The following is a 16,039-nucleotide window of genomic DNA, read 5'->3' on the forward strand; positions in this document are numbered from 1 at the left end:
CGACGTGCCCGACGTCGACGGGCTCGCCGTCGACCGTCGCGGTGCGGCGACGTGCCTTGAACAGGCCGCCGTCCTCGCCCGACAGCCCCACGGCGTAGGGGCCGTGGGCGTTGAGGAGACCGACGAGCTCGCGCGAGACCTGACCGGTGAGCACCATGCGGACCACGTCCATGCTCTCGGCCGTCGTCACCCGCAGTCCGCCCCGGAACTCGCTCGCGATGCCGAGCCGGTCGAGCATCGAGGAGATCTGGGGACCGCCACCGTGCACGATCACCGGGCGCAGGCCGACCTGACGCAGGAAGACCATGTCCTGGGCGAAGGCCCTCTTGAGGTCGTCGTCGATCATCGCGTTGCCGCCGTACTTGACGACGAAGAGCGCGCCGTTGAACTCCTGCAGCCAGGGCAGCGCCTCGATGAGGACCTCGGCCTTCTGGTCGGGGCGCAGGTCGGTCCTCGTGTCGAAGACGAAGTCCTCGACAGGGGCGGTCGGCTGATCGGGCTCGGGGGTGCTCATGTGGAGTACGCGCTGTTCTCGTGGACGTAGTCGTGCGTGAGGTCGTTGGTCCAGACCGTGGCAGAGGACTCCCCTGCGTGCAGGTCGATCTCGATGTGCACCTCGCGCGCCGATGCGAGGTCCACGAGACTGCGGTCCTCGCCGACACCCCCGGCACGGCAGACCTGGACGCCGTTGATGGAGACGTCGATCGCCTCGGGCTCGAAGGCGGCGACCTCGACCGGGACGGTGCCCACCTGGGCCAGGACCCGTCCCCAGTTGGGGTCGTTGCCGAAGACGGCCGCCTTGACGAGGTTGGACCGGGTCACGGAGCGGGCGACGGCGACGGCGGCCGCCTCGCTGTCGGCGTGGACGACGTGCACCGCGATGTCGTGCGAGGCGCCCTCGGCGTCGGCGACCAGCGCCCTGGCGAGCACGGCACAGGCCTCGGTGAGTGCCTCGGTGAGCTCCGCACGCGTGACGCGCACCCCGCTCGCACCCGAGGCGAGCAGCGTGACCGTGTCGGAGGTGGACATGCAGCCGTCGGAGTCGACCCGGTCGAAGGTCGTGCCGGTCGCGGCGCGCAGGGCGGGGGTCGCGTCGTCCGGGTCGACGACGGCGTCGGTGGTCAGCACGCTGAGCATCGTCGCCATGGCGGGGGCGAGCATCCCCGCTCCCTTGGCCATCCCGCCGACGGACCAGCCCTCGCGGGCCACGTGCACCTCCTTGGCGACCGAGTCGGTGGTGAGGATGGCGACCGCGGCCGCCGGCCCGCCGTCGGGAGCGAGCGCCCCCGCCGCAGCGGTGACGCCGGCGAGGACGCGATCGAGCGGCAAGCGCTCGCCGATCAGCCCCGTGGAGCAGACCACGACGTCCCCGGCGGAGATGCCGAGCTCGGTGGCGACGTGCTCGGCCGTGCGGTGGGTGTCGAGGAACCCGGGCGGACCGGTGCAGACGTTCGCCCCACCGCTGTTGAGCACGACGGCGTGCACGACGCCGTCCGCGACGACCTGGCGGGACCACGTCACGGGCGCGCCGACCACGCGGTTCGTCGTGAAGACGGCGGCGCCGACGTGCTCGGGCCCGTCGTTGACCACCAGGGCGAGGTCGGGGCGCCCGGAGGCCTTGAGCCCCGCCGTCACGCCGGCTGCGCGGAACCCGGCCGGTGCGGTGATGCTCACGGTGCGACTCCATCCGTTGTCAGGCCCGTCGTCTCGAGCAGGCCGAAGGCGAGGTTCATGGACTGCACCGCCGCGCCGGCCGTGCCCTTGACGAGGTTGTCGAGCGCCGTGACCGTCACGACGCGACCGGCCCGCTCGTCGACGGCGACCTGAACGAGCGCCGTGTTCGCACCGAGACTCGCTGCCGTCGTGGGCCACTGGCCCTCGGGCAGCACGTGGACGAAGGGCTCCGCCGCGTAGGCCTCGACCCAGGCCTGGCGCACCGACCCCGGGTCGACGCCGGGGGCGAGCGGCGCCGTCGTGGTGGCCAGGATCCCCCGCGACATCGGCACGAGCACGGGGGTGAAGGAGATCCGCACCTGCTCGGTTCCCACGGCGCGCAGGTTCTGCTCGATCTCGGGGATGTGCCGGTGCGTGCCACCGACGGCGTAGGGGGCGGCGGAGCCGATCCCCTCCGCGGCGATCAGGTGGGTCTTGGCGGCCTTTCCCGCCCCCGAGTAGCCGACCGCGAGGACCGCAACGAGGTCGGTGGGGTCGATGAGTCCCGCGGCCACCCCCGGCTGGATGCCGAGAGTCACGGCGGTGACGTTGCAGCCGGGCACCGCCACCCGACGGGTCCCCCGCAGCTGCGCGCGCTGTCGCGTGCCGTCGGCGTGCATCAGCTCGGGCAGCCCGTAGGGCCAGGTGCCCGCGTGCGGGCTGCCGTAGAACGCCGCCCAGTCCGCGGGGTCCACCAGCCGGTGGTCGGCGCCGCAGTCCACGACGAGCACCTCGGGACCGAGCTCGGCAGCGATCGCACCGGAGGCGCCGTGCGGAAGGGCGAGCACGACGACGTCGTGACCGGCGAAGGTGGCGGCCGTGGTCGGTTCCAGGACCCGGTCGGCAAGGCCGCGCAGGTGGGGCTGGTGGGCGCCGAGGAGGTCTCCGGCGTTCGAGTGCGCCGTGACGGCGCCGATCTCGACGTCGGGATGGGAGGCGAGCAGGCGAAGCACCTCGCCCCCGGCGTAGCCGCTGGCACCTGAGACGGCGACCCGAACTGTCATGTGCATGAATATACACACCTTTGTATGTCGACCGGGAACGGAGGGCGGCGACGCGCCGTTGAACGGGTATGCGCGCCATCCGAGCCCTGGCCCCCGGAGGACCCGAGGTCCTCCACCTCGACGAGCGTCCCGAGCCCGAGCCGGGCCCCGGCCAGGTGGTGGTCGACGTGGCCGCGGCAGGGGTGAACTTCATCGACGTGTACCGGCGCACCGGGCGCTACCCGATGCCGTTCCCCCATGTGGTGGGGACGGAGGGTGCGGGGACGGTGCGAGCCGTCGGGGCCGAGGTCGACCTCGTGCCCGGTGCGCCGGTCGCGTGGGTGGACGGGAACCAGGGCAGCTACACCGAGCAGGCGCTCGTCTCCGCCGAGCGCCTCGTCCCGGTCCCGACGCACGTCCCGCTCGACCTCGCCGCCGCCGTGCTGCTCCAGGGCCTGACGGCGCACTACCTGAGCCATACGACCGCGCCGGTGCTCCCCGGCCAGGACGTCCTGGTCCACGCCGGGGCCGGTGGCGTCGGCCTGCTGCTCACCCAGCTCGCCGTCGCCCGCGGGGCGCGGGTCCTGACGACGGTGTCCACCGCGGAGAAGGAGGATCTGTCCAGGGCGGCGGGGGCGAGCGCCGTCCTGCGCTACGACACACTCGACGACCTGGCAGCCGGGCTCCCTGCCTGGGTCCACGAGCACACCGACTCGGGGGTGCACACGGTGTTCGACGGCGTCGGCCGCAGCACCTTCGACGGCTCGCTCGCCAGCCTGCGCCGTCGCGGCATGCTCGTCCTGTTCGGCGGGGCCTCCGGGGCGGTGCCCCCACTCGACCCGATGCGCCTGCAGGACGCGGGCTCGGTGTACCTCACGCGCCCGACCCTCGCTCACCACGTGGCCGATCGGGAGGAGCTCCTGGAGCGCAGCACCGACCTGCTCACGGCGATCGCCGCCGGGCGGCTCGACGTGCGCATCGGCGCACGCTTCCGCCTGGCCGACGCAGCAGCGGCGCACCGGGCGCTGGAGGGGCGCGCGACGACAGGGAAGGTCCTGCTGAGCGTCGGCTGAACAGGTGGGGCCGGCCCTCTCCCACCGAGGGCCGACCCTCCTCGCTCAGGCCCTCAGCTCGGCACCGAAGCGACGGTGCGCCTCGGCCACGGCTGCCTCCCGCACGGCGGCGGCCTCCTGGGCCGTCAGGGTCCTGTCCGCTGCCCGCAGGCGGAGCGAGAAAGCGACGGACTTGCGGCCCTCGCCGACCTGCGCCCCGGTGTAGACGTCGAAGAGGCCGAGCTCCTCGACGATGTCACCCGCCTCCGACGAGGCAGCACCCGCGCGTACGGCTTCGAGCAGAGAGCCGGCGGGCACGTCCGCGTCGACGACGAGGGCGATGTCCTCCTTCGCGAGCGGGAAGGTCGAGACCGGGACCGCCTGACGGGGCTCCTCGGGGGCGGCCTCGAGGAGGGTGTCGAGATCCAGCTCGAGAGCGACCGCTCGCTCGGGCAGGTCGAGCGCGCGCACGACGTTCGGGTGGAGCTCACCCGCGTGGCCGACGAGGACGCCGTCGGAGGTGTGCAGGGCTGCCGTCCGGCCCGGGTGCCACGGAGCGTGCTCGGCGGACCGGCCGACCACCACCTCGACCCCGACCGTCCTGGCCACCATCTGAGCGAGGTCGATCGCGTCGGTGTGGTCGGCGCGGCGTCCAGGGCCCCACCAGCCACCGAGCTCGCGCCGGCCGGCCAGGACGACGGCGACCCGTCGAGGCTGCGCCGGGACGGCGGCGTCGAGCGCGAGCAGGTCCTGCTCGGAGGGGCGCACCCCACCGGGCAGTCGCGGCGCACCGGGAGCCGAGGAGCCCTCCGGGACGGTGACCAGACCGATCTCGAAGATGCCGAGATCGCTCGCCCCGCGCGCCACGTTGCGCCGCGCGGTGTCGAGCAGCGTGCCGAGCAGCATCGTCCGCATCAGCGGCTGGGTGTCGGCGAGCGGGTTGAGGAGCCGGACCGCGTTCCTGCGGGGGTCATCGGCCGGCAGGCCGAGCTCGTCCAGCTGGTGCGCCCCGACGAAGGGATAGCTGAGGGTCTCGACGAGGCCGACGTCGGCCAGGGCACGAGCGACGGAGCGCCTGGCCCGTTGGCCCACCGTGAGCCCTCGTCCGGCGGGGGCCGTCGGCAGCTCCGAGCCGATGGCGTCGTAGCCGCGCAGCCGCGCGACCTCCTCGACGAGGTCGACGGGGACGGCCAGGTCGGGGCGCCAGGTGGGCACCGAGACCTCGACGACGGCCGGGTCAGCACCCTCGGTGAGCGTGCAGCCGATCTCGCTCAGCACCGCGCGCACCTCGTCCGCGGTGTAGTCCACGCCGACGAGCCGCGCTGGGAGGTCGAGCGGGAAGGTGATCGTCGTCGGGGCGGGGGTGCGGTCCACGTCGGTGATCGCCTCGTCCGCCTGGCCGCCGCCGTACTCGAGGAGGAGCTCGACGACGCGCCGAGCAGCGATCCGCGGGAGCTGGGGGTCCACCCCGCGCTCGAAGCGGCGGGCGGCCTCGCTCGGCAGCCGGTGGCGGCGTGCCGTGCGCGCCACCGTGATGGGGTCGAAGTGGGCCGCCTCGACGAGCAGGTCGGTCGTGGCCTCGCTCACCTCCGACTCGGCACCTCCCATCACCCCTGCCAGCCCGAGAACCCGTGACCCGGGGTCTCCGTCCGGCGAGTCGGTGATGAGCAGGTCCTCGGGGTCGAGGGTGCGCGCCGTGCCGTCCAGGGTGGTGAGCCGGTCCCCCGGCCGGGAGCGCCGCACGACGATCGGCTCGGCGAGGGTGCCCAGGTCGTAGGCGTGCAGCGGCTGACCTAGATCGAGCATGACGTAGTTGGTGACGTCGACCGCGAGCGAGATCGGTCGCATCCCGGCCTGGGTGAGTCGACGCTGCATCCACAGCGGCGAGGGACCGGAGGCCGCGACCCCGCGCACGACCTGCGCCACGAAGCGGTCGCAGCCGGGCACGCCGTGGATCGGCGAGTCGTCGCTGAGCTCGACGGCGAAACCGCCGCCGGCAGCTCGCCTGTCGGCCCCACCGTCGTGGAGGCCCCGGTCGGTGAAGACGGCACCGGTGGAGTGCGCGTACTCGCGCGCGACCCCACGCATGGAGAAGCAGTAGCCGCGGTCAGGAGTGACGTTGATCTCCAGGACCTCCTCGCCGAGGGCGAGGAGCGGGAGCGCGTCGGCTCCCGGGACGGCGTCCTGCGGGAGGATCCCGAAGCGCGCCATCGCGGAGTCGTCGAGCACGAGGATCCCGTCGTGGTCCTCCCCGATCCCCAGCTCGCGCACCGAGCAGATCATCCCGTCGGACACGTGTCCGTAGGTCTTGCGGGCCGCGATCGCGAAGGGCCCGGGCAGCACCGCACCGGGGAGCGCGACGACGACGAGGTCGCCGGCGACGAAGTTGTGCGCCCCGCAGACGATGCCTCTCGACCCCACGCCGTCGGCACCGATCTCGTTGTGGCTGCCCACGTCGACATGGCACCAGTTGATCGTCTTGCCGTTCTTCTGCGCCTCCGGGCTCACGTCCAGCACACGGCCGACGACGAGCGGGCCGATGACCGCTGCGGGGTGGATGGCCTCCTCCTCGAGACCGACCTTGACCAGGTCGGCGGCGAGGCCCTCTGCCGAGACGTCGCTCGGGAGCTCGACGTGGTCGGCGAGCCAGGTCAGCGGGATGCGCGGCATCAGATGGTCCCTTCGAGCTGCAGCGAGAAGCGGACGTCGCCCTCGACCATGTCGTGCATGTCGGCGATGCCGTGGCGCAGCATCAAGGTGCGCTCGATGCCCATCCCGAAGGCGAAGCCGGAGTAGATCTCCGGGTCGACCCCGCAGGCGCGCAGGACGTTCGGGTTGACCATCCCGCAGCCGCCCCACTCGATCCAGCCCGGTCCGCCCTTCTTCTGCGGGAACCACAGGTCCATCTCGGCGCTGGGCTCGGTGAAGGGGAAGAACGACGGGCGAAGGCGGGTCCGCGCCTGCGGACCGAACATCGATCGCGCGAAGTGGTCGAGGGTCCCCTTGAGGTGCGCCATCGTCAGGCCCTTGTCGACGGCGAGGCCCTCGACCTGGTGGAAGACGGGCGTGTGCGTCGCGTCGAGCTCGTCGGTGCGGAAGGTCCGCCCCGGGCAGGCGATGTAGACGGGCAGGTCGCGCTCGAGCAGAGCCCTGGCCTGGACCGGGGAGGTGTGGGTGCGCAGCACGAGCCCTGAGGGCCCGGCGTCGGGGCCCTGGGGGTGCTCGACGAAGAAGGTGTCCTGCATCTGTCGCGCGGGGTGGTCGACCCCGAAGTTGAGCGCGTCGAAGTTGAACCACTCGGCCTCGAGCTCGGGGCCCTCGGCGATCTCCCAGCCCATCGCGACGAAGTGATCGGCCACGCGCTCCTGCATGACCTCGAGGGGATGGCGCGCGCCGCGCGGAGCCCGCGCGGCGGGGAGCGTGACGTCGACGCTCTCCTCGCGCAGGACGCGCTCGTCGCGCTCGATCTCGAGCTGGGCCTGGCGCTCGGCAAGGGCAGCGGCGACCCGGCCCCGGTTCGCGCCGAGGGTACGGCCCGCCACGGCCTTGTCCGGCCCGGCGAGACCTCCGATCGCCCGGTTGGCCAGGGCGAGCGGGCTCCGGTCGCCCACGTGCGCGAGCCGGGCCTCCTTGAGGGCGTCGAGGTCGGCCGCAGCGTGGAAGGCCTCGATCGCGGCAGCGGCGGCGGCCTCGATCCCGGGCACGTCGAGCGGGGACAGGGGGGCGGTGTCGGACATCCGGACCTTCCAGAACACAGACGGGCGGCCGCATCGGGCCAGGGTCGGAGCAGAGCCCGCCGTGGGTCTACGGGGCGTCGTCGCCGACGCCACCCGTGCGCGACTCAGCCGCGCGGCCCACCTGCGGGCCTCGTAAATCGACGACCACCGGCCGTCTCCGGGCACTGCACCATGAGCGTCATCCTGCCACAGCGCCCAGGGGGGCCCGCTGCACGATCTCGTACCGCGGGCCGCCACCGGGACCGGCTCCGGGCACGGAGGACTCGAGCAGCATCTCCTCGACGAGCCAGGTCGGCCCTTCGTACACCGCCAGGGCCCGCACGAGGTGCTCGGCCTGCGGCAAGAGGCGTGCGGACCGCGTGCGCCGAGGACCCGATCCGCCTCCCCCGCCGGGGCCCGGGGCGGCCCGGGTCGGCGCGATCCGGCCGATCGTCAGGTGCGGACGCATCCTCGGCCGGCTGTCGCGGAACCGGCTGACCCGCTCGCCCTGCTCGCGCGCGGCGGCTGCGAGGTCGACCATCGCGCCCACCTGGCCCCCGACGCCGATCCACAGGGTGCGACCGCCGTAGATCCCCGCTCCCCTGAGGGCGAGCGAGAACGGCGCCGTCGTCCGCGCGACGGCGGCCAGCAGACCACCGAGCTCCTCCTGCCTGCCCGGGGGCACCTCGCCGAAGAACGCGAGGGTCAGGTGCAGGTTCTCCGGCGCCGACCACCGGACACCTGCCTCCCCGGCGAGCTCCGCCACTCCCGCCATGGCGCGCTGGACGTGGAGCAGGACGTGCTCGGGGGGACGGACCGCTGCGAAGAGGCGCACCCTCCCAGGGTGCCAGGCCCGCCCCGAGAGGGGTGAGGGTCGGTTCAGGGCCGGATCAGGGGTTCCCCCGGATGCCGGCGCCGCCGTCACGACGCGATGCTCGAGGGACCGGCACGGAGCCGGGGACGAACGGAGAGGACGACCATGACCATCCACCAGAGCCTTGCCCGGGAGGGCCTCGTCCGACCGGTGCAGGGCCGGGTTCTCGGCGGTGTGTGCGCCGGTCTCGGACGCCGCTTCGGGCTCGACCCCTGGCCGACGCGGTTGCTCTTCGTCCTGCTCCTCATGGTGCTGCCGGGGAGCCAGCTGCTGATCTACCCGATCCTGTGGATCCTCATGCCCGCCGAGCAGTGGGCACCGTCGGGCGCGTGGGGTCCCGCGGACGGGGCGAGCCCACCTCGGGCCTGATCCGGGCGCGGGTTCCCCGCGCCGCCACTCCCGGCCGGCCTAGCGCTGGGCGCGTGCGCTGGCGTACAGGCAGACGGCGGCGGCCGTCGCGAGGTTGAGCGACTCGGCCGCCCCGCGCAACGGGACGCGCACCGCCGCGTCGGCGGCGAGCAGCTCCTCCTCGCTCAGTCCGTGCGCCTCGTTCCCGAAGAGCCATGCCGTGGGGGCACGCAGGTCGGGGCCGCCGCCCGCATCCTCGGGGCCGCCGGCAGCGGCCCGGTCGAGAAGGTCGTCGAGGTCGTGCGGAGCGGTACCGTCCGCTGCCAGCACGGCGCAGCCGACGCTGCGCAGCCGGCCGAGCACCTCGTCGAGGTCCGGGGCACGCAGGACGGGCAGATGGAAGAGTGATCCCGCCGTCGAGCGGACCACCTTCGGGTTGAAGGGGTCGACGCTCTCCCCCGCCAGGATGACGGCGTCCGCACCCGCGGCATCGGCCGCACGGATCACGGCACCGGCGTTCCCTGGGTCGCGGACGGTCGACAGGACCGCGACGAGGCGGGGGTGTGCCGGGAGTGCGGTGCCGGCCGTGTCCCAGACGTCCGCGACGGCGAGGATGCCCTGGGCGTCGGGTGACATCGCGAGGAGGACCTCTGGCGTCCCTGTGCGCACCGTCAGGCCCGCTGCCTGCGCCGCGTCGAGGACCTCGGCGTAGCGCGAGGCCGCCTCGGGCGTGAGCACGACCTCTTGGACCTGCTCCGGGCGGAAGCGGACGACCTCACGCACGCCCTGCGGCCCCTCGACGAGGAACTTCCCCCGCCGCTCACGTACGGAACGCCCGGCCAGCGCCCGGACCGACCGCACCCGCTCGGAGCGGGGATGGGTCAGCTCGGGCATCGGCCGGGCGTTCTCGCGGTGCAGCGGATGCTCAGGCTGCGGACGGCGCGTTGACGTCGGCGGGCAGAGCGTCCTTCGCGACCTTGACGAGCACAGCGAACGCGGGGGCGTCGTTGACTGCCATGTCCGCCAGGACACGACGGTCCACCTCGACACCCGCGAGCTTGAGGCCCTGGATGAGGCGGTTGTAGGTCAGCCCCTCCGCGCGGGACGCAGCGTTGATGCGCTGGATCCACAGCTTGCGGAAGTCGCCCTTGCGCGCCTTGCGGTCGCGGTAGGAGTAGACCAGGGAGTGGGTGACCTGCTCCTTGGCCTTGCGGTAGAGACGCGACCGCTGGCCGCGGTAGCCGGCAGCCCGCTCGAGGGTCGTCCGGCGCTTCTTCTGGGCGTTGACCGCCCGCTTCACGCGTGCCACGTGATGCTCCTTGCGTAGTCAGGTCCGACAAGCACAACCGGGGCGCGATGCGCCCACCGGCTCACTTGCCGAGCAGCTTCTTGATCTTCGGGACGTCGACGGCCGCGACGGGCTGGTCGCTGGCGAGGCGACGCGTGCGCCGGCTCGACTTGTGCTCGAGCAGGTGGCGGGTACCCGCCTGCTCGCGCATGAGCTTGCCGGCCCCGGTGATCCGGAACCGCTTCTTCGCACCGCTGTGCGTCTTGTTCTTCGGCACTGTGTGCTCTCTCTGTCAGGCCACTCCTGGCGGAGTGGCACGGTCGGGGTACGGGTGGGCCCGTACTGGGTCAGGCGTCAGCCCCGGCCGGACGCGCCGGGCGAGGGGTCGGCTTGGATGCAGCGGGCTTCGGCGTTGCCGCAGGCTTCGCGACAGGCTTGGGCGTTGCCGCGGGCTTCGGGGCTGCGGCCGGCTTGGGTGCGGCCGCGGGCTTCGCAGCTGCGGGCCTCGGTGCCGACGTGGGCGTGGGTGCCGACGCGGGCTTGGCCGCCGCGGGCCGGGGTGCGGCAGCAGGCGCAGGGGCCGGCGCCGCCGGAGCGGCCTCGACCGGAGCAGTCTCGACCGGAGCAGTCTCGACCGGTGCGGCCTCGACCACAGGTGCCGGTGCGGCAGCGGTCTCCACCGGGGCCGGAGCCTCGGCCGGAGCCTCGGCCGGGGCCTGCTCGTCACGGGCGGGCGCCGACTCCTGGGAGCGCTTGCGCTGCTCGTTCTTGGCCTCGGCCTTCTTCTTCGTCGGCCCGAGCACCATGATCATGTTGCGCCCGTCCTGCTTGGGCATGCTCTCGATGAAGCCGAGCTCGGCGACGTCGTCGGCGAGGCGCTGGAGGAGGCGGACGCCCATCTCCGGCCGCGACTGCTCACGACCACGGAACATGATCATGACCTTGACCTTGTCGCCGCCCTTGAGGAAGCGCTCGACGTGGCCCTTCTTCGTCCCGTAGTCGTGCGGGTCGATCTTCAGGCGGAAACGGATCTCCTTGAGGACCGTGTTGGCCTGGTTGCGCCGGGCCTCGCGGGCCTTCATGTCGGCCTCGTACTTGAACTTGCCGAAGTCCATGAGCTTGCAGACCGGGGGCCTGGCGTCGGGGGCGACCTCGACGAGGTCGAGGTCCGCCTCCTGGGCAAGCCGAAGGGCGTCCTCCACGCGGACGATGCCGACCTGCTCGCCGTTGGGGCCGACCAGGCGGACCTCGGCAACGCGGATCCGATCGTTGATGCGGGGCTCGCTGATGTGGGACTCCTCGTACTGTCGTCGGTGCGACCACCGGCAGACGAAGAAGGCCTCCGCTGACGATCGCCCGCGGAGGCCTGAGGGTCCGTCGTCATGAGCACCGAGGCACGCACGACGACCGGGCTGCAGCAGCGCTACGAGCCCGTCGGACCTGACCCGGGGCCTGGTGCCCGTACAGGTACGGGGCGGTCGGCCATGGGTGGGAGAAACTCCGCTTGCGTACCGAGACATCCCCAGGACGGGCACGGCTCGGTCGGTCGGCGTCAAGCGTACCACCTGGGAGGATCATCCCCATGAGTCCTCTCCCGACCGGGCCCTCGCCCGCCTCCCCTGCCACCAACACCCCTCGCTCCTCGTCCGACGCGCCCCCGGAGGAGCAGTCGACGCCTTCGACCGCCTCGGCCAGCCGGGACATCGCCGAGGTCCCCGCGGTCGAGGTCATCACGACCGCCGCCGTCCACCTGATGAGCGCGGCAGCGGTCCTGTGCGGTCTCGCACCGGACGAGGACGGCCGGAGCGGCAAGGAGCTCATGGACCTGGATGAGGCGCGGAAGCTGATCGTCGCCCTCGCGGGCCTCGTCACCGCGTCGGCGCCCGACCTCGGCAGCCAGCACGCCCGGGCACTGCGCGACGGCCTCCGCTCGCTCCAGCTCGCGTTCCGGGAGGCGTCGCCCTACCCCGACGCCCCGGGCGAGGGACCTGGAGAGAAGCTGACCGGACCGGTCAGCTGATCGGCCGACCCGGCTCCGGCCTCGTATCCTGATCCCGTGAGCGAGAGCGTCCCGCCCCGCCGGTCACGGTTCCCCTCAGCGGAGACCGGCCCTGCGGCGACCCCGGACGCGACCGGGGTCCCCGTCCCGCGCCCGCGTGTCCCCGGCCCCCCGCCCGGAGCTCCCGGTGCTGGTGCACCGCCGGCCCCCGAGCCGCCGCCCACACCACCGCCGGCCCCTGAGCCGCCGGTCGCGCCCCCGGGCGACACCCCGGCGATCGTCGGCGGGCGCCGGAGGTGGCGCGGGCGCGTCGCCGTCGGTCTGCTCGTCGCGCTGGTGCTCGCCCTCGGCGGGACCACGACCTACCTGTACCGCACCTCGCAGGCGTGGGAGGCACGCGCGGCGCAGTACGAGGCCGACTCCCTCGCGCTGGGGGCGGACCTGTCGACGACCCGACAGGACCTCGACGGGTCCCGGGCCGAGCTCGAGGCGGTGCGCGAGCAGCTGTCGACCGCGCAGGAGCGCATCGTCGCCCTGGCCGACGAGAAGGCCCAGGTCGGCGACGACCGCGAGGCCCAGCGACTCGTGGCCGACTACCAGGCGCGCGTCTCGGACGCCGCCGGCCGGGTCGCCTCGGCCCTCGACGAGTGCGTCCAGGCCCAGGACACGCTGATCGAGGCACTCGGGACCCCTGAGCTCTACGACCAGGTCGCCCTCGACGAGTTCGCCACGCAGGTCGCCGACCTGTGCACCGCGGCCACCGAGGCGAACGACGCGCTGCAGACCGAGCTCGGTCAGTGAGCGTGGACGACGGAGGGTCACCGCGGCTCCCCGGTCGAGCCGTGACCGGACCTCGTCGGCGGCCGACCTCCGGGCGCGTGCTCAGGGCCGTCGCGGCAGCCTCCGTCCTGGCGCTCGCGGGCTGCGCCTCGGTGGACATCCCGCGGATGCCCGGCCCTGCCGTGACCGACTTCGTCCCCACGGCGGTCCCGGTGGCGGCACCGACGAGCGTCGGCAACCTCTCGCCGGACGGCTTCCAGGAGGCGCAGCGGATGGCCGTGCGCATCCGCAACGTCGGCTGCATCTCCTCGACCGGTATCACCGGCTACACGCTCTCGACGGGCTCCGGCTTCGCGATCGGCCCGACGACCTTGATCACCAACCGGCATGTCGTCGCCGACTCCGCCGAGCTCCAGGTCTCGACCTATGACGGCCGCGACGTCTCGGCGACGGCGACGAGCACGGCAGCGATCGCCGACCTCGCCGTCGTGCGCACGACGCAGCCGCTGCCCACCTACGCCAGCCTTGCCGCCGACGACCCCGCGCTGGGCGACGAGGTCACCGTGGTCGGCTACCCGGACGGCGGTCCGCTCACGCTCACGCGGGGCCGGGTCATCGGCTCGACGACGGACCCGCTGAACGAGAACCTCGGACAGGTGCTCGTGACCGACGCAGCGGTCGAGCCGGGCAGCTCGGGCTCCGCCGTGCTCGACAGCGCCGGCCAGGTCGTCGGGGTCGTCTACGCGAAGAACGCCTCGGACCAGAGCTTCATCGTCCCGGTCACCACGCTGCGCACCCTGCTCGAGGACGACGGGTCCTTCGTCGACGCACCGGCCTGCAGCAGCCTCCCCTAGGACGGACGAGGCAGCCGGTCCGTCGGCAGGACGGGGCCCGTCAGGACGCCGCGACGGGGCGGAGCTCGAGCGTGTCGGCCTGGGCGACCATCGGGTCGGCCGCGAGCCGGCTGTTGACCTCGTCCAGCACGGCAGACAGGCCGGCGCGGTCCAGCCCCGGGGCGATCCCGACGACGACGGTCACCTCGCTGCGTTCCCCCGCCTCCACCCGGACGAAACGCACCTGCGAGGACGCGCCGACGACGCGCACGATCGCCTCGGCGACCTCGGGGCGGACGACGCCGTCCCGCACGGCGGGGGTCCACTCCAGGCCCGCCGCGAGCGCCTGCACGGCCGGTCGCGGCACGAGGACGGTCACCGGACCGGCGGGGTCGAGGACGAGAAGGGACCACCCCTCCGCGAGCGCCGACGCCGCCGCGCGCGGAGCCTGAGCGGGGACGGGACGGGCATCGCGACGCCAGGCCGCGAGCGCTGCCACCCCGGAGAAGACCGGGAGCGCTGTGCGCCCGTCCGGCGTGCGCAGCGCGACCACGCCGGTGTCCGCCTCCCGCTCGCCGTCGACCCCCACGGCGCCGTCCGGCACCTCGTGGGCGAGGACCGGGACCAGCAGCCGCGCGCCGGCGAGGGCGGCGACGACCTCCTCGAGCCGCGCACGGCCCGCCGCCCAGCCCTCCGTCACCGCCACCAGGGCAGGATCGGGACTGCCGTCGTCACCCGCGAAGGCCGAGGTCGGCGGGAGGCTCTTTCCGCCGGACCCGCAGCTCACTCCGGACGGCCCGCCACGTCGAGCGCCTCGGGCAGGGTGAAGGCCCCCGCGTACAGCGCCTTGCCGACGATCGCGCCCTCCACCCCCGACGGGACCAGGGCGCGCAGCGCCTCCAGGTCGGCGAGGCTCGAGATCCCACCGGACGCGACCACCGGTGCGTCGGTCCGCGCGCAGACCTCGCGCAGCAGGTCGAGGTTGGGTCCGCGCAGGGTGCCGTCCTTGGTCACGTCCGTCACGACATAACGGCGGCACCCGGCGGCGTCGAGCCGCGCGAGCACCTCCCACAGGTCACCGCCCTCCTTGGTCCAGCCGCGCGCCGCAAGGGTGGTGCCGCGGACGTCCAGACCGACGGCGATCGCCTCGCCGTGGCGCTCGATCACCCGTGCCGTCCACTCGGGGTCCTCCAGGGCAGCGGTGCCGAGGTTCACCCGCGTGCACCCGGTCGCGAGCGCCCGCTCGAGCGAGGCGTCGTCGCGGATCCCCCCGGACATCTCGACCTTCACGTCGAGCGCAGCGACGACCGAGGCCAGCAGCTCCGCGTTGGCCCCACGGCCGAAGGCCGCGTCGAGGTCGACCAGGTGGATCCACTCCGCGCCACCACGGGCCCAGTCGAGGGCGGCGGACAGCGGGTCGCCGTAGGAGGTCTCCGAGCCGGCTTCCCCCTGGACGAGCCGGACGGCCTGTCCCGAGGCGACGTCGACGGCGGGGAGGAGTTCGAGGCGGTGCATCACAAGCCCTTCAGATGGGTGACCCAATTGGCCAGGAGGTGGGCGCCCGCGTCCCCGGACTTCTCGGGGTGGAACTGCGTGGCGGACAGCGGGCCGTTCTCGACGGCCGCGACGAAGGGGACCCCGTGCTCGGCCCAGGTGACCTGAGGGGCTGCGAGCCGCCCTCCGCCGAGCGGGGCGAAGCTCTGCGCGGCGTAGGAGTGGACGAAGTAGAAGCGCTCGTCGGCGATGCCGTCGAAGAGGACGGAGCCCTCCGGTGGCTGCACGTGCGACCAGCCCATGTGCGGGACGACGGGGGCGTCGAGACGCTCGACGAGACCCGGCCACTCGCCGAGGCCCTGGGTGAGCACGCCGTGCTCGTCCCCGCCCTCGAACATGACCTGCATCCCGACACAGATGCCGAGGACGGGACGACCTCCGGCCAGGCGACGGTCGACGATCTGGTCACCACGGACCGCGCGCAGACCGGCCATCACGGCGGCGAAGGCTCCCACTCCGGGGACGACGAGCCCGTCGGCGGCGAGCGCGGCCGCCGGGTCGGAGGTGAGCTCGACCTCGGCCCCGACACGTTCCAGCGCTCTGACGGCCGACCGGACGTTGCCGAAGCCGTAATCCAGGACGACGACCGATGCAGCGCTCACCGGCCGATCCTACCGAGCGTGGCCGAGGTGCCAGGGTCCGCGGGACGCGCCGTCGTGCCGACCGTGCGGGACGGACCGACCGTGGGCAGGTCGACCCTCGGCTCAGCCGCGGGCACGCCGAGCCTTGCGTGCCGCTGACGCCAGGGTGCGGGTCGCGCGCCAGCGTGAGATCCCGACCGAGGTGACCGTTCCGTCCAGGTCGGCTCGGGTGAGCGTGCCGAGCAGCAGACCCTCGACCTGCGGGGGTGCGCCGTCGAGGAGCAGACCGGGTGCGACGACGTCGCCCCGCTGCCCGGC

General features: G+C 73.6%; 18 protein-coding genes and 1 pseudogene. 5 read left to right on the plus strand and 14 right to left on the minus strand.

The window, feature by feature from the left end; translation table 11 throughout:
- The 3 genes from argB to argC all read right to left on the minus strand — a co-directional run.
- On the minus strand, positions 1 to 514 hold a 514-nt coding region (gene argB / locus ABWK99_RS05110), incomplete at its 3' end, for an acetylglutamate kinase (RefSeq protein ID WP_372593620.1).
- A complete protein-coding gene (gene argJ / locus ABWK99_RS05115; RefSeq protein WP_372593621.1) occupies positions 511 to 1,674 on the minus strand; it encodes a bifunctional glutamate N-acetyltransferase/amino-acid acetyltransferase ArgJ in 1,164 nt (387 codons plus the stop codon). The genes argB and argJ, both read right to left, overlap by 4 nt.
- Positions 1,671 to 2,723 (minus strand): N-acetyl-gamma-glutamyl-phosphate reductase, encoded by a 1,053-nt coding sequence (argC, locus tag ABWK99_RS05120; RefSeq protein ID WP_372593622.1) that lies wholly within the window; start codon positions 2,721 to 2,723, stop codon positions 1,671 to 1,673. Before argC ends, argJ begins: the two co-directional genes overlap by 4 nt.
- A 62-nt stretch (positions 2,724 to 2,785) precedes the next feature.
- Between argC and ABWK99_RS05125 the strand changes: the two genes are divergently transcribed.
- Positions 2,786 to 3,769: a quinone oxidoreductase gene (locus tag ABWK99_RS05125; RefSeq protein ID WP_372593623.1), complete on the plus strand. Its 984-nt coding sequence runs from the start codon at positions 2,786 to 2,788 to the stop codon at positions 3,767 to 3,769.
- 45 nt (positions 3,770 to 3,814) lie between these two features.
- Here ABWK99_RS05125 and pheT read toward each other — a convergent pair whose 3' ends face one another.
- The 3 genes from pheT to thpR all read right to left on the minus strand — a co-directional run bounded on the left by pheT (position 3,815) and on the right by thpR (position 8,299).
- Positions 3,815 to 6,418: a phenylalanine--tRNA ligase subunit beta gene (gene pheT, locus ABWK99_RS05130; protein WP_372593624.1), complete on the minus strand. Its 2,604-nt coding sequence runs from the start codon at positions 6,416 to 6,418 to the stop codon at positions 3,815 to 3,817.
- Positions 6,418 to 7,485, minus strand: coding sequence for a phenylalanine--tRNA ligase subunit alpha (pheS, locus tag ABWK99_RS05135; protein WP_372593625.1), 1,068 nt, complete (start codon positions 7,483 to 7,485; stop codon positions 6,418 to 6,420). The genes pheT and pheS overlap by 1 nt, the downstream gene beginning before the upstream one ends.
- A 178-nt stretch (positions 7,486 to 7,663) precedes the next feature.
- On the minus strand, positions 7,664 to 8,299 hold the full coding sequence (gene thpR / locus ABWK99_RS05140; protein WP_372593626.1) for an RNA 2',3'-cyclic phosphodiesterase: 636 nt from the start codon (positions 8,297 to 8,299) through the stop codon (positions 7,664 to 7,666).
- Positions 8,300 to 8,443: 144 nt separating this feature from the next.
- Here thpR and ABWK99_RS05145 point away from each other — a divergent pair, with 144 nt between their 5' ends.
- Entirely contained in the window at positions 8,444 to 8,707 is a 264-nt protein-coding gene (locus ABWK99_RS05145) for a PspC domain-containing protein (RefSeq protein WP_372593627.1), read from the plus strand.
- A 39-nt stretch (positions 8,708 to 8,746) separates the two neighbouring features.
- Here the strand turns inward: ABWK99_RS05145 and ABWK99_RS05150 are convergent, their stop codons facing one another.
- The 4 genes from ABWK99_RS05150 to infC form a co-directional block, all read right to left on the minus strand.
- A complete protein-coding gene (locus ABWK99_RS05150) occupies positions 8,747 to 9,580 on the minus strand; it encodes a TrmH family RNA methyltransferase (protein WP_372593628.1) in 834 nt (277 codons plus the stop codon).
- A gap of 31 nt (positions 9,581 to 9,611) precedes the next feature.
- Positions 9,612 to 9,995 (minus strand): 50S ribosomal protein L20, encoded by a 384-nt coding sequence (rplT, locus tag ABWK99_RS05155; protein ID WP_372593629.1) that lies wholly within the window; start codon positions 9,993 to 9,995, stop codon positions 9,612 to 9,614.
- A 61-nt stretch (positions 9,996 to 10,056) separates the two neighbouring features.
- Positions 10,057 to 10,251 (minus strand): 50S ribosomal protein L35, encoded by a 195-nt coding sequence (gene rpmI, locus ABWK99_RS05160; RefSeq protein WP_372593630.1) that lies wholly within the window; start codon positions 10,249 to 10,251, stop codon positions 10,057 to 10,059.
- A gap of 70 nt (positions 10,252 to 10,321) precedes the next feature.
- Positions 10,322 to 11,263, minus strand: coding sequence for a translation initiation factor IF-3 (gene infC, locus ABWK99_RS05165; RefSeq protein WP_372593637.1), 942 nt, complete (start codon positions 11,261 to 11,263; stop codon positions 10,322 to 10,324).
- A 293-nt stretch (positions 11,264 to 11,556) separates the two neighbouring features.
- Here infC and ABWK99_RS05170 point away from each other — a divergent pair, with 293 nt between their 5' ends.
- From ABWK99_RS05170 to ABWK99_RS05180, 3 genes are read left to right on the plus strand one after another with little or no spacing between them, the layout of a single operon-like run.
- Positions 11,557 to 11,994, plus strand: a complete 438-nt coding sequence (locus tag ABWK99_RS05170; protein WP_372593631.1) for a DUF1844 domain-containing protein — start codon at positions 11,557 to 11,559, stop codon at positions 11,992 to 11,994.
- A 36-nt stretch (positions 11,995 to 12,030) separates the two neighbouring features.
- On the plus strand, positions 12,031 to 12,774 hold the full coding sequence (locus tag ABWK99_RS05175) for a hypothetical protein (protein ID WP_372593632.1): 744 nt from the start codon (positions 12,031 to 12,033) through the stop codon (positions 12,772 to 12,774).
- Between the two features lie 41 nt (positions 12,775 to 12,815).
- Positions 12,816 to 13,607 carry a serine protease gene (locus ABWK99_RS05180; protein ID WP_372593633.1) on the plus strand — a complete coding sequence of 264 codons (792 nt, stop codon included), beginning with the start codon at positions 12,816 to 12,818 and terminating at the stop codon, positions 13,605 to 13,607.
- Between the two features lie 40 nt (positions 13,608 to 13,647).
- On the opposite strand, the gene ABWK99_RS05185 is transcribed toward ABWK99_RS05180, so the two are convergent.
- The 4 genes and pseudogenes from ABWK99_RS05185 to ABWK99_RS05200 all read right to left on the minus strand — a co-directional run.
- Positions 13,648 to 14,292 carry an SseB family protein gene (locus ABWK99_RS05185; protein WP_372593634.1) on the minus strand — a complete coding sequence of 215 codons (645 nt, stop codon included), beginning with the start codon at positions 14,290 to 14,292 and terminating at the stop codon, positions 13,648 to 13,650.
- Between the two features lie 77 nt (positions 14,293 to 14,369).
- The gene (priA, locus tag ABWK99_RS05190) at positions 14,370 to 15,101 is read right to left on the minus strand and encodes a bifunctional 1-(5-phosphoribosyl)-5-((5-phosphoribosylamino)methylideneamino)imidazole-4-carboxamide isomerase/phosphoribosylanthranilate isomerase PriA (RefSeq protein ID WP_372593635.1); all 732 of its coding nucleotides are present in this window, start codon (positions 15,099 to 15,101) and stop codon (positions 14,370 to 14,372) included.
- Positions 15,101 to 15,742, minus strand: a complete 642-nt coding sequence (hisH, locus tag ABWK99_RS05195; RefSeq protein WP_372593636.1) for an imidazole glycerol phosphate synthase subunit HisH — start codon at positions 15,740 to 15,742, stop codon at positions 15,101 to 15,103. Before hisH ends, priA begins: the two co-directional genes overlap by 1 nt.
- A gap of 102 nt (positions 15,743 to 15,844) precedes the next feature.
- A pseudogene (locus tag ABWK99_RS05200) lies at positions 15,845 to 16,039 on the minus strand (hypothetical protein); the annotation flags it as partial.

This window comes from Actinotalea sp. (assembly GCF_041597215.1).
Taxonomy (GTDB): domain Bacteria; phylum Actinomycetota; class Actinomycetes; order Actinomycetales; family Cellulomonadaceae; genus Actinotalea.

Coding starts and splice junctions, on each gene's coding strand:
- ABWK99_RS05145 (WP_372593627.1), top strand. CDS start 8,444: ATGACCATCCACCAGAGCCTTGCCCGGGAGGGCCTCGTCCGACCGGTG.
- ABWK99_RS05170 (WP_372593631.1), top strand. CDS start 11,557: ATGAGTCCTCTCCCGACCGGGCCCTCGCCCGCCTCCCCTGCCACCAAC.
- ABWK99_RS05150 (WP_372593628.1), bottom strand. CDS start 9,580: ATGCCCGAGCTGACCCATCCCCGCTCCGAGCGGGTGCGGTCGGTCCGG.
- pheS (WP_372593625.1), bottom strand. CDS start 7,485: ATGTCCGACACCGCCCCCCTGTCCCCGCTCGACGTGCCCGGGATCGAG.
- priA (WP_372593635.1), bottom strand. CDS start 15,101: ATGCACCGCCTCGAACTCCTCCCCGCCGTCGACGTCGCCTCGGGACAG.
- pheT (WP_372593624.1), bottom strand. CDS start 6,418: ATGCCGCGCATCCCGCTGACCTGGCTCGCCGACCACGTCGAGCTCCCG.
- argC (WP_372593622.1), bottom strand. CDS start 2,723: ATGCACATGACAGTTCGGGTCGCCGTCTCAGGTGCCAGCGGCTACGCC.
- ABWK99_RS05125 (WP_372593623.1), top strand. CDS start 2,786: ATGCGCGCCATCCGAGCCCTGGCCCCCGGAGGACCCGAGGTCCTCCAC.